At 67.7% G+C, this 12,814-nt stretch carries 10 protein-coding genes and 1 pseudogene; 7 read left to right on the top strand and 4 right to left on the bottom strand.

Annotated features, from left to right (window positions below; all coding sequences use genetic code 11):
- Positions 1-642 (bottom strand): annotated as a pseudogene (locus WBV89_RS15320) (hypothetical protein); the annotation flags it as partial.
- 40 nt (positions 643-682) lie between these two features.
- Entirely contained in the window at positions 683-1,630 is a 948-nt protein-coding gene (locus WBV89_RS15315; protein ID WP_423982220.1) for a DNA-3-methyladenine glycosylase family protein, read from the bottom strand.
- Positions 1,631-1,673: 43 nt separating this feature from the next.
- Here WBV89_RS15315 and WBV89_RS15310 point away from each other — a divergent pair, with 43 nt between their 5' ends.
- The 7 genes from WBV89_RS15310 to WBV89_RS15280 all read left to right on the top strand — a co-directional run bounded on the left by WBV89_RS15310 (position 1,674) and on the right by WBV89_RS15280 (position 10,690).
- Positions 1,674-1,919 carry a DUF5522 domain-containing protein gene (locus WBV89_RS15310; RefSeq protein WP_423982219.1) on the top strand — a complete coding sequence of 82 codons (246 nt, stop codon included), beginning with the start codon at positions 1,674-1,676 and terminating at the stop codon, positions 1,917-1,919.
- A 185-nt stretch (positions 1,920-2,104) separates the two neighbouring features.
- Positions 2,105-2,989 carry an FAD binding domain-containing protein gene (locus WBV89_RS15305; protein WP_423982218.1) on the top strand — a complete coding sequence of 295 codons (885 nt, stop codon included), beginning with the start codon at positions 2,105-2,107 and terminating at the stop codon, positions 2,987-2,989.
- Positions 2,986-3,531 (top strand): (2Fe-2S)-binding protein, encoded by a 546-nt coding sequence (locus tag WBV89_RS15300; protein ID WP_423982217.1) that lies wholly within the window; start codon positions 2,986-2,988, stop codon positions 3,529-3,531. Before WBV89_RS15305 ends, WBV89_RS15300 begins: the two co-directional genes overlap by 4 nt.
- Positions 3,528-5,852, top strand: a complete 2,325-nt coding sequence (pucD, locus tag WBV89_RS15295) for a xanthine dehydrogenase subunit D (protein WP_423982215.1) — start codon at positions 3,528-3,530, stop codon at positions 5,850-5,852. Before WBV89_RS15300 ends, pucD begins: the two co-directional genes overlap by 4 nt.
- Before the next feature lie 229 nt (positions 5,853-6,081).
- The gene (locus WBV89_RS15290) at positions 6,082-8,484 is read left to right on the top strand and encodes a serine hydrolase domain-containing protein (protein WP_423982214.1); all 2,403 of its coding nucleotides are present in this window, start codon (positions 6,082-6,084) and stop codon (positions 8,482-8,484) included.
- Positions 8,485-8,526: 42 nt separating this feature from the next.
- A complete protein-coding gene (locus tag WBV89_RS15285) occupies positions 8,527-10,143 on the top strand; it encodes a hypothetical protein (RefSeq protein ID WP_423982213.1) in 1,617 nt (538 codons plus the stop codon).
- A gap of 49 nt (positions 10,144-10,192) precedes the next feature.
- On the top strand, positions 10,193-10,690 hold the full coding sequence (locus WBV89_RS15280; RefSeq protein WP_423982212.1) for a phosphoribosyltransferase: 498 nt from the start codon (positions 10,193-10,195) through the stop codon (positions 10,688-10,690).
- A 47-nt stretch (positions 10,691-10,737) separates the two neighbouring features.
- Here the strand turns inward: WBV89_RS15280 and WBV89_RS15275 are convergent, their stop codons facing one another.
- Together WBV89_RS15275 and WBV89_RS15270 are read right to left on the bottom strand one after the other, a co-directional pair.
- On the bottom strand, positions 10,738-11,811 hold the full coding sequence (locus WBV89_RS15275) for a site-2 protease family protein (RefSeq protein ID WP_423982211.1): 1,074 nt from the start codon (positions 11,809-11,811) through the stop codon (positions 10,738-10,740).
- Positions 11,812-11,865: 54 nt separating this feature from the next.
- The coding region (locus tag WBV89_RS15270; protein ID WP_423982210.1) for a phytoene desaturase family protein at positions 11,866-12,814 on the bottom strand (949 nt) is incomplete at its 5' end.

Here is a 12,814-nt window from a genome sequence, read left to right as displayed (position 1 = left end):
GCACAGGGCCTCGGAGTAGGCGAACGACAACACGAACGACCCGGGGAACATCGCGAAGAGCACCATCGAGCGTGCAGCGATCGCCGACGAGAACACCCGTCGCGCCATCATTCCGACGAGCAGGACGGCGACGGCTCCGAGGAGGAAGTTCAACGTGAGGGCGGCCATCGTGTCGCCGCCCGGCAGGACGAAGTCGAACACCCGGACCGCACCCGGGTACAGCGGGAAGAACGCGGCGCGCGCCTCGGTCTGTTCGTAGGTGATGTTCGCCGGGATCCGGTCCGGGTAGCCGAGACGAACGACCTCGAGGTACCACCGGCCGTCCCACGAGGTCAGAACCTCGCTGATCACCTCCAGCGCGCCCTTCTCCGGTTCACCGTCCTCGCGCTGGTCGATCACGATCTGTGAGGCGCGCACGAAGGCACCCGCCATCACACACAGTCGCGAGACCGCATAGGCGAGCATTCCGACGGCGACGGCACGCCGCCACCGATCACGTTCCACCGTCGAGTGTGTGCCATCGACGTCGTCCGCTCCATCGGACACACCGGACACACCGGACACACCGGACACACCGGACACACCGGTGTCATCGGATGGGAGGCCCGCCGTTCGAGACGTCGTCGTTCGGTTGTTCGTCATCATCGGAACTCGTTCACTCTCGACCTGGGTCGCTCGTGCGTCACCAGCGACGCATCGGCAGAATCCGCTGCTTCGGACCGAACTTCGGTGCACCGTCGCCGTGCGACAGGATCGCTTGGACGACCCTGCCACGTTGGCCGACGTACGGTTCGAGCAGCTGGAGCATACGGTCGTCGCTGGCGCGGGCCTCGTCAGCCAGGTTCCACGCGATGATGTTCTTGACGTGGTAATCGCCCACGGGAACCGCGTCGGGGTCGCCGAGCGCCGGGCCGAGCACACAGCCGACCGTCCAGACGCCGATCCCCGGGATCAGTCGCAGCATCCGAGCGGCTTCGGTCGGGGTGAGGTCCGCCCACGCCCACATCTTGGATGCGTGGCGAGCGACCTCGATCAGGGGCTCGGCACGTGTTCGTTCGATCCCGACCGGATGGAACCACCAGCTCGGCTGTCGGCGCAGGACGGCGGGTGCCGGTGGCAGCAGCAGACCGGCGAACGGCCCCGGTGCCGGATCGGACAGGGCCCGACACAGGGCGGCCCACTGCTGCTTCGCCTCGATCGTCGTGATCCGCTGCTCGATGATCGTCGGCAACAGCTCGTGGTACAGAGTCGAACTGGCTCCGATTCGCCTGTGGCGATTCGCCCGGACACATCGGGCCACGACCGGGTGGCTGTCGAGTTCGAGTTCGGGCGCGCCTCGGTCGAGGTCGCCGATCATGGCGGGGACCTGCGCGAGCAGCCAGTCTCCGCCGGGGCCCCACGCCTCGGCCGACAGGTCGGCATCCGGGGCCCAGCGGATCTCGACCGATGCGGGGCCATCGGGGGTGTTGGTCGCCCGCACGAATCGTCCTGCCGACGTGGACCCTCGACCGAGCCGATCGATCCAGGTGGTCGGGTCGTTGCGGCCGTGGCGATACGCCGCCAACGTCGACCCGATGTCGACACCGAGCGGCTCGGTCGTGTCGAGCGACGTGGAGTCGAGCACTGCCATCGGCGCCGAACGTACCAGTCGGAGCCGCTCGTAGGCTCGATCCGTGGACAGCGTCACCGGTGATGATTCGACGCTGCGCGAGGACTGGCGGACACCACACCGCTCGAGGCTCTCGCCCGATCATCCGCAGTTCGAGGAGATCTCGAGTCGCCACGCAGCTGCGATCGAGCAGAACGTGCCGACATACACCGACCCGGCCAGCGGATTCAGCGTTTTCACCGCTCGATTCCTGGCCCGCCGCGCCTACTGCTGCGCCTCGGGCTGCCGACACTGCCCCTACGAGGTCTGACCCCATCCCGTCCACCCGGTCCGTTCTCGTGAACTGTTCGCGCACGGAGCGCCGGAACTGTTCACGAGGCCGACCGGCATCGGCAGGCTGCGGACGAGATCGGCCGGGCGGGTCGTTCGTTTCGGGGAGATGAAACCGGTCGAAGCTCCCCGGTCCGACCCTTGACAGTTTGTAAGATCCCGGCCATGACGCTCGCCGTCCCCACCTCCCTGGACGATGCCGTCCGACTTCTCGCCGACCGTCCCGATGCGATGCTGCTCGCCGGTGGTACCGACGCGATGGTCGAGATCAACGAGGGCCATCGCCGCCCAGCCGACCTCGTGATCGCGCTCAACCGGGTGACCGATCTGCGCTCGTGGCGCCACGACGCGACGGCCGGCACGGTCACGATCGGCGCCGGTGTCACCTACTCCGAGTTGATGCAACCGCCGCTCGTCGAATTGCTGCCGGCGCTGGCCGAGGCGTCGCGCACCGTGGGGTCGCCCCAGATCCGCAACGCCGGCACGCTCGGCGGCAATCTGGCCACCTGTTCTCCCGCCGGTGACGGATTGCCGGTCCTCTCCGCCCTCGATGCGCAGATCCGCATCGTCTCGGCCGACGGCGAACGAACGGCGTCGGTCCACGACGTGATGGTCGGGGTGAAGCGCACGTCGCTCGCACCGGGTGAACTGATCGCCGAGATCATCCTGCCGGAGCGAACCGGATGGCAGGGATACGCCAAGGTCGGTGTGCGCAACGCGATGGTGATCGCGGTCGCCAGCGCATGTCTGGCCGTCGACACCGACCGCCGGAAGGTTGCGATCGCGTTGGGTTCGGTCGGCCCCACGATCATCCGCTGTGATGCCGCCGAGGAGTATCTGGCATCGAACGTCGACTGGAACGCCGCACGCGTCGAACCTGGTGCGCTCGACCGACTCGGATCGCTCGTCAGCGACGAGAGTTCGCCGATCAGCGATCACCGCTCGACAGCCGACTATCGGCGTCACGCCGTCGGCGTCCTCGCGCGACGCCTGGCCAGACGGGCGTTCGACGGCGGCGGATCAGATCGAGCGAACGAGGCAACGAGATGAACAGCGTCATGAACAACGAGATGAACAACGAGATGAACAACGAGTTCTTCACGTTGCGGGTCAACGGGACGGATCACGACGTGGCCGACTCGTGGCTCGGCGAGAGCCTGCTCGACGTCCTCCGCGACCGCATCGGTCTGATGGGATCCAAGGGCGCCTGCACGCAGGGCGAGTGCGGCTCGTGCAGCGTGATGGTCGACGATGTGCTCGTCTGCTCCTGCCTCGTGATGGGTGCCTCCGCAGTCGACCAGGAGATCGTCACGATCGAGGGAGTGGCGCCCGTCGGTGCTCCCAGCGACGTGCAGCAGGCCTTCGTCGACGCCGGCGCGGTGCAGTGCGGTTTCTGCACGCCGGGTCTGGTGATGGCCGTCCACGATCTCCTGGAACGGACCGGAACCCCGACGGACACCGAGATCCGAGAAGAGCTGGCGGGCAACGTGTGCCGCTGCACCGGATACGGCCGCATCATCGATGCCGTCCAGCAGGTCGCAGTCCGCCGATCCGGCGGGGACAACGACAACGCAGTGGAGGTCGCGTCATGAGCGTCGTCGAGAAGCCGGCTACGGAGACCGGCACGAACGCCCGCCCGGGCACGATCGGCGACTCGCCCGTTCGTCCCGACGGACTCGAGAAGACCCAGGGCACGTTCGCGTTCTCGTCGGACCTGAGCGCGGACGGCTGCCTCTTCGGGGCGACCCTGCGTTCGCCGCATCCCTTCGCCCGGATCGTGTCGATCGATCTCAGCAAGGCCTGGCAGATCAGCGGCGTCGAAGCGGTCATCACCGCCGAGGACGTGCCCGGCAAGGCCACCTACGGACTGATCAGTCAGGACCAGCCCGTGTTCGCCTCCGACGTCGTGCGCTACGTCGGCGAACCGGTCGCTGCCGTCGCGGCCATCGATCCGGAGACCGCGCGTCGAGCGCTGGTCGCGATCGATGTCACCTACGAAGTCCTCGAGCCACTGCTCGACCCCGAGATCTCGATCGCGGGCGGGCACGATCCGATTCATCCGGACGGCAATCTGATCCGGCATCAGCACATCGTCCACGGCGATCCGTCGGCGACCGGGGCCGTGACCGTCGAGGGAACCTACGAGATCGGGATGCAGGACCAGGCGTTCCTCGGCCTCGAAGCGGCGATCGCCTACCCCGACTCCGGAGCCGACGGAGTCGAACTCCACGTCGCCACCCAGTGGCTGCACGAGGATCAGGGCCAGATCGCCGCCTGTCTCGGTTTCCCGGTCGACAAGGTCCGGATGGTGCTCGGTGGCGTCGGGGGAGCGTTCGGCGCCCGCGAGGACATCAGCCTCCAGGTGCACACCTGCCTCCTGGCCCTGCGGCTCGGTCGCCCGGTGCGCATGGCCTACTCCCGCGGCGAGAGCTTCCTCGGCCACGTCCACCGACATCCCGCCACGATCTGGATGCGCCACCACGCCCACGCCGACGGAACGTTGGTCTCGGTCGAAGCTCGATTCGTGTTCGACGGCGGCGCCTACGCGTCCACCTCGTCGGCGGTGCTGATCAACGGGATCACCATGGCGCAGGGCCCGTACGCCTGCCCGAACGGGGTCGTCGACGGGTACGCCGTGCGGACGAACCATCTTCCGTGCGGTGCGATGCGCGGGTTCGGTGCGGTGCAGGCCTGCTTCGCGTACGAGTCACAGATGGACAGGCTCGCGGCGGCCTGCGGACTCGACCCGATCGACATCCGGCTGCGCAATGCGATGAAGACGGGCGACACGCTGCTCACCGGACAGCCGGTCCTCAACGTCGCACCGGTCGAGGAATGCATCCTCGAGACAGCTGCGCTCCCGCTCCCCGACGAACCGGTCGGCGGCCGTCAACTCGCCGACGGTCGTGTCGACGTGATGAAGTTGCCGGGCGGTGCCGGACGCACGGCCGATGCGGGCGACGTCGTCCGCGGGATCGGGTGGGGGGTGTCGATCAAGAACCTGATGTACTCGGAGAACTTCGACGACTACTCGACCGCGCGCTGCCGCCTCGCCGATGGGGTGGCGACGCTCAAGTTCGCGACGGCCGAGGTCGGCCAGGGCTTCGTCACGATCGCAGGTCAGATCGCCAGGTCGATCCTCGGCGTCGACGACGTCGTGCTCGACCAGATCGACACCCAGATCGGGTCCGCGGGATCGACGTCGGCATCGCGTCAGACGTGGATGAGCGGGGGAGCGGTCGATGCCGCGTGTCGAGCCGCGCGCGAGCGACTGTTCGAAGCCGTCGGGACCGCGCACGGCATCGACCCGATCCGACTGCTGATCGACGGAACCGATGTGATCGACACCGCCGGTGATCTACGCATCCCGGTGACGGAGGCGTCGGCCGGACTCGACATCGACGAGACGATCGAGTACCACCACCCCCAGACCGAGGATCTCGACGAGAACGGCCAGGGCAACTGCCACACGGCATTCGCCTTCGTCGCTCATCGCGCGGTGGTCGATGTCGACCCAGAACTCGGGTTGGTCAAGGTCGTGCAGATCGCGACGGCCCAGGACGTCGGGAACGCACTCAATCCGCTCTCGGTGATCGGCCAGATCGAGGGTGGCATCGCCCAGGGCCTGGGCCTCGCCGTGATGGAGGAGATCATCCAGATCGACGGTGTGATCCGGAACGGGAACTTCACCGACTATCTGCTGCCGACCTTCCTCGACATGCCGCCGGTCGTGGCGACGCTGATCGAACAACCGGATCCGCACGCGCCACTCGGGGCCAAAGGTGTCGGCGAACCGCCGTGCATCTCATCGACCCCAGCGGTCGTCGCCGCGATCCGCGACGCGCTCCGCCAGGCCGGGGTGGAGCGCCTCCTCGACCGAGTTCCCGTGCGACCGTTCGACATCTGCCTCTGACAGCTGCGGGGGCGTAGTCTCCACGGCGTCCGCGGTGCTTGGCAGAGGCCTGCCCGATCTCGTGACACAACGACGCGCGGGGGCATCGAAAGGATGTTCGGGCTACAGTCCATGATCGGTCACATCGTCAGCTCCACACGTATCCGTGATGAGTCCGGTCCCAGCTCGGGCCGGTTCACGAATGCGGGCGATCGCGACTCCCACCCCCACCCTGAGCCAAGGAGCCACCATGTTCGGCACTCGTCGGATCCATCGCGTCACCGCAGCTCTCACGATCGGAGCGCTGCTGATCCTCACCGCATGCGGTGATGACGGTGACAGCGATTCGAGCGTTGCCACCTCGGTTGCAACCACCGTCGAGTCCCGCGTCGAGTCGGGTGACGAGTCCGGCGACCAGACCGGCGACGAGACCGCCACCTCCTCGTCGAGTCCATCCGGCGTCGCGGTCGAGGGTGGCCAGATCGACATCGTCGAGGACAGCGTCGACGCGGAGACCTCAGCGACGCTCGCCGAAGCCGGGAGCGACGCGTTCGCACAGGTGTCCGCGCCCGGAGCGGTGATGGCGATCCGCTCACCCGAGGGGACGTGGATCGCGACGATCGGCTCCGCCGACATCGAGGGCACCGAACCGATGACCGCCGACGTTCACCAGCGCATCGGAAGCGTCACGAAGACCTTCACGGTCACCGCATTGCTCCAACTGGCCGCGGCCGGCGAGCTGGAGCTCGACGATCCGATCGGCGACTACATCGACGGCACCGCGAATCCTTCGGCGACACTCCGCGAACTGGCGATGATGCAGAGCGGCATTCCGTCGTACACGTTCGACGAAACCTTCCAGGAGCAGCTGTTCGACGATCCCTTCGCTGCGTGGACGCCCGAGGAACTCGTCGGGCTGGTCGCCGGGGCCGAACCGGAGTTCGCGCCCGGTACGGGGTTCTCCTACTCGAACACCAACACCGTGCTCTTGGGCATGGTGATCGAACAGGTCACCGGTCAACCGATCGACGAAGTCCTGGAGGGAGCGATCTTCGAGCCACTCGGTCTCGACGAGACGCTGTTCCCGACGGATGCCACGTTGCCGACGCCACACGCTCGTGGGTACAGCACGCAAGGGCAGGAGGATGCCGTGCCGATCGACGCGACCGACTGGAATCCCTCGTGGGGATCGACCGCCGGCGCGATGATCTCGACCGTCGACGACCTGCTCGTGTACGGCGAGGCGCTCGCAACGGGTGACGAACTGCTCGATGCAGAGATGCAAGCCGAGCGCATCGCCTCGACCTTGACCGACGTGGAGCCGAACTCCCCGGCGCGCGCCTACGGACTCGGGCTGGGTGTGACCAACGGATGGTACGGGCACGGCGGTGAACTCCCCGGATTCAACACGATGATGCAGCATCATCTCGACTCGGGCACCACCATCGTCGTGTTCGCGAACAGCGACATCAAGTCGGGGGACTGCCCTCCCGATGCGCTCGCGCTTCCCGATGGGCGCACCGACGGGGCATGCACGGACCCGGCGCTGCTGATCGGCGAGGCGCTGACCGCCGCCATCGACCTTCCGCTCACGACCGGTGATGCGTCCGGTGATGCGTCCGGTGATGCGTCCGGAGATCGCGACGACCTGATCACGGAGGCCAGCGCCATCGTGGAGGCGGAGCAGGCCCGTGCGGACGTTCCCGGAATCGAGGTAGCGATCGAGTTCGGCGACGGACAGATCTGGAACGAGCAGTTCGGCGTGACCGACCTCGAGTCGGCGACACCGTTGGAACCGGGGCTGACCTGGCCGCTGCGGTCGGTCACCAAGTCGTTCACGGTCAACATGCTCCTCGAGCTCGCCGACGAGGGCGTCCTCGCGCTCACGGACACGGTCGACGAATACGTCGACGGTGTCGAGGGGGGAGACGAGATCACCCTCTTCCAACTCGCCGACATGTCGAGCGGCCTCCCCGAGTATGCGAACGGCGCGTTCGCCGAGGACTTCGTCGCCGACCTGACGCGGGACTTCACCGACGCCGAGTTGCTCTCCTACATCGACGGAGAGCCGCTGATCTTCGAGCCGGGCACCGAACACGTGTACATCAACACGAACACCCTCCTCCTCGGCATGGTGATCGAGGCCGCGACCGGCCAGTCGATGGCCGAGCGACTGGACGAGCAGATCCTGGACCCACTCGGTCTGGATTCGACGCTCTACGCGCCGCCGGCCGCCGACATCGCGGACTCGGTCCCGACCGGGTATCAGCCCGACGGGGACGGCCTGAGTGCTGCCCCGCCGACCTTTGGTGTGTTCGGTGGTTCCGGGGCGATGGCCACGACGATCGACGACCTCCTGGAGTGGGGCCCGGCACTCGCTCGCGGCGAAGGGATCGCAGACGGCGGGGAGGCGCAGCGCGCGGAGGCCCGCCCGCTCGACGAGGGCCCGGAATACGACACCTACGGTCTCGGAATCGGCGAGCTGGACGGCTGGTGGGGGCACACGGGCGAAGGGCTCGGCTACACCGCGCTCGTGATGCACGACAGCGACTCCGACACGACCGTGGCGATCACGGCGAACATCTCGAATCTGGACGAACACGTGCCGACCAGCGTCTTTCGAGAGTTGGCGGCCCTCCTCGACAACCGGTGAGCGGCTGACGGACCGACGACAACGCCAGTAGGTTCGCTGCCGATGTCGACGGGGAGCACCGGCCGGGAGCGCGTGATCGCGCTGGCCCTGACCGGACTCGTCGCGCTCTCGGTCCTCTTCGCCGGGGCGCGCGCTGCCGTCGGCTCCTGGGTTCCCCACACCGACAACGCCTACTTCACCGTCCGCTCGCTCGACGTCGCGACGAGATATCACCCGCTTCTCGGAGCCTGGTCGTCCGGAACCGCCGACGTCGCGGTCGACGTCAACAATCTCGGGCCGCTGCAGCTCTATCTGCTCGCCCCGTTCACGAAGATCGCACCGATGGGCGGAACCGCCATCGGGGTCGTCGCCGTCCACGTCCTGGCGATCCTCACGATCGCATGGCTGGTCCACCGGATCGGCGGTTGGCGATCGGTGATCCCCGCGATGACCGCCGTCGCCCTCCTGACCTGGGTCATGGGATCGGAGATGCTGATCACTCCCCAACAGCACCAGTACCTGATGTTGCCGTACCTCTGCGTACTCGTCTCGGCCTGGGCCGCGGCTGCGGGTGACCGTTGGGCACTCGTGCCGTTCGTCGTGGCCGGGACGCTCGTCTGCCAGACCCATCTCAGCTATCCGATCCTCGTGGCGGGCGTCGGCCTGCCCGCCGTCGTCGGTCAGGTGCTCGCGGCTCGACGAACCGGTGGGATCGGTCCATTCCGTCGTCCGTGGACGATCGCTGCGGTGACGGGCCTGATCCTGTGGAGTCCGGCTGTGATCGACCAGTTCTTCGGTTGGGGCAACGTGACCAACGTGCTGCGGTCACCCGGCGAGACCTCGGCACCGGGGTGGGGAACCGCCGTGCGGATCGTGTCCGCCGTACTCGCCGACCCACGCGGCTACTTCCGACCCGGGTTTCGCGACTACGGACCGTTGGCGACGCTGGCCGGGAATCCGAGCGTCGTGCTCTTCGTGCTGATGTGGGCAGCCCTTGCCGTCGGGGCGGCCGCGACGTTCCGGCGACACCGCCGAACGGCAACCGCGGGCTTCGTCGTCGCCTTCCTCGCAGTGACGGCTGGAGTCGTCGACGCCGCGCAGTTGCCGCCGATTCGCTTCGGTCTCGCAGCTGCGAACTACCGGTGGCTGTGGCCGACGGCGACGTTCCTCGTGATCGGAGCGTTGATCGCCGTCGAACGGGCCACGCGGCGATACAACCGCTCGATCGGGCCGATCGGCTTCGCCGCCGCGGCGGTCGTGCTCCTCGCACTCAACGTCCCGACATCCCAGCAGATGCCCCAGAGCGACGAGTACGTCGAAGGCGAACGCGCGACCTCCGAGATGGTCCGCCAGCTCGCCTCGGCCGAGCTGGAAATGTTCGACGGACCGGTGGTGATCGACCAGAGTCGGATGGGATTCGGCCACCCGTTCGCCTACGTGATCGCGGCGGTGCTCCTCGATCACGGCGTGGACTTCAGACTCGACGGCGATCGTCAGGCCCGGCGCTTCGGCGAAGGCCGGGTGAGCGACGGCACCGAGCACGATCGATTGCTCTTGGTGCGCGGCGACGAGGCGGAGGCGGTTCGCGGAGATGACGCGGTGCTGGCGTTCGTCGACGGGCCCGATCCGGTCGCGCTCGTCCTCGTCGACAACGCGTCGAGTCCCGATCCATCGGATTGACGCGCGGTGAGTGGGCCGACGAGCGGCAAGTCCGGTAGGTTCGCTGCCCATGTCGGATGAACGCGAGATCATGACCTGGGAGATGCTCGGCGAGGCCACTCGGAGTCTCTCCCAGATGGTGGCCGACGACGATTATCAAGCCGACATGATCCTCGGAATCGCCCGTGGTGGGCTTCTCCCGGCCGGAGCGATGGGCTATGCGTTGTCGATCAAGAACGTGTACACGATGAACGTCGAGTTCTACACCGGTGTGGACGAGCGTCTCGACGTGCCCCGGATCCTCCCGCCTGCTCCCGACTTCGTCGACCTGTCGCACGGCAAGATCCTGATCGTCGACGACGTCGCGGACACGGGTCACACGCTCAAGTCGGTCGAGGAGTTCTGCGAGGGCAAGGTCGGCGAGGTCCGCACCGCCTGCATCTACGAGAAGTCCCACTCCGTCGTCAAGTGTGACTACGTGTGGAAGCGCACCGACCAGTGGATCAACTTCCCCTGGAGCGACCAGGACCCCGTCGCCAAGCGCGACTGGGCGGTCAAGGACGCCTGACCCCCAGAAGCTGCACGTTGGTGCCTGGCACCGACGTGCATCGTGGGTCACACGCGACCGGCGGCTGCGGCCTGGGCGCTGTCGAGGCGCTGGCGAAGTGCCTTCGGCGGCACGATCCCGATCAGCTTTCCCTCGTTCCAGACCGTGACCACCGGGCGCAGCGGGTTGAGCCGGGGGAGTACCGACGACAGATCGTCATCGGGGTTCGCGCGGGCGGTCTGACTGAAGGGCACCATCAGGCTGTTCAGCATGACGAGGGCCCGCTGTTCGGTCGGGATCGCCCACAGCTGGTCCTCGAGGACGATCCCGTCGAGTTGACCGTCGTCGTTCGCGTCCACGGCAACGGCGCCCGCCTCACCGAGGCGCGCCCGCTGGTCGATCATCGAGTCGGCGTCCATGTCCGAACCTGCGTGGGCCAGCCCCCACCAGGTGAGGTCGCGCACCTTGACGCCATCGAGGTGCTCACCGACAAAGGAGGCGGCGATCTCGGCCTTGGCGTTCATCGCGATGAACACGCCCGTGATGGCGATGAAGATTCCCGACGTGCCGTACACCATCAGGGCGATGCCGACGATGGCAAGCGACCAGCCGAGTACCCGTCCGGCGTTGCCTGCGTCCCGCATCGCCCGGTACTTGCTGCCGGTTCGGGCCCAACGGACGGCGCGGAGCACGCGTCCGCCGTCGAGCGGGGCTCCGGGAAGCATGTTGAACACGGCGAGCGCCAGGTTCACGATTCCGACCCAGCCGAGCACGTTGGACTGCAGTTGGAGTGCCGCACCGAATGTGAGGACCCCGATGACGAGGCTGACCAGCGGTCCGGCACCGGCGATCAGGCCGTCCGAGCGCGGCGTCGGGGGCTCCCGATCGAGGCGGGCCACCCCGCCGAGCGCCCAGAGGTCGATCGACTCGGTCTCGACTCCGTAGCGACGGGCGACCAGGGCGTGGCCGAACTCGTGGGCCAGGATCGAGACGAAGAACGCGGCGACAGCAGCGACTCCGGCGACGAGTCCGAACGCTCCCGCGAGGTTGACGCCGAACAGCGCGGCGACGAGCGCCATGCTCCAGTGGGCGCGTACGGGAATCCCCAGGACGCGCCCGAGATGCAGAGATCCGTTGCTCATGTGGAAGACAACCGTAGATCGACCCTGCGGATTCCGCGCGTCACGATCGCCGGTTCACGATCGCCGGTTCGCGGAGGTGGTCACGACGGTCGCACAGTTGCGACCGCTCGCGCCCCACACGCCGGCGCCGGGGAAGGTCGCTGCTCCGGTGATGAAGAGCCCGTCGATGTCGGTCTCGTACCGGGTCAGTTCCGGGTTCGGGTTCCGGAATGCCGCGAGCGGGCCGCCGGCAAAGCTGGTCGCGTGCCCGGCGGGCAGGTGGAACTCGGACTCGTAGCGGTCGGGCGTCATCGCGCGCCAGTCCACGATCGATTCGAGCATCCCGGGTTCGCAGAGTTCTGCGAACGCCTCGAGCCAGCGACGCGGCTCGTTCGAGCCGGGCCACCCACCGGCGAGGCCGAACGGGGTGTACAGCGCCTCGAGGCTGAGCACGTGGAGCCCGGCGGGGGCCATCGTCGGGTCGAGCAGCGTGGGCACGTTGACGAGCAGTCCGGGCCGGTCGAGCACCGTGCCCTCCTGCATCAGTTCCCAGCCGTGGTGGATCGTGGCGAGGTCGGGGGCGATCACCGTGGTCGGCCCGAGCGTCCGATCGGAGTGCTTCAGCGTCGGCGCTCGATCGACGATCACGTCGAGCTTCGACTCGTAGCCGTCAGCATGTGGGACGTCGCGCCAGCGACCGATCAGGTCGCGTGCAACGGCCGGCGGATTGGTCAACCAGCGCAGGAAGGTGTCGTGCGGGTTGCACGCCGACACGACGACGGGAGCGGAGACGAACGAGCCGTCGTCGAGGCGCACGCCACTGACCGCGTCACCGGAACAGCAGATCTCGACGACCTTCGTTCCCGTCCGCAGCGTGCCGCCAGCTGCGCGGAACGAGGCGAGGATCGCCTCGGGCACGCTTCCCGATCCGCCGACCGGTCTGCCGACCGTCGCGACGTGGCGCATCGCGTGGGTCAGCGCGCCCAGCCCGGATCCATCGAACTCCGGGGAGATCCCCCACACC

Origin of the sequence: Ilumatobacter sp., assembly GCF_049588435.1 — a bacterium.
Classification (GTDB): Bacteria; Actinomycetota; Acidimicrobiia; order Acidimicrobiales; family Ilumatobacteraceae; genus Ilumatobacter_A.
The sequence above is the reverse complement of the archived record's forward strand: the minus strand, read 5'-3'. Positions and strand labels throughout refer to the sequence as shown.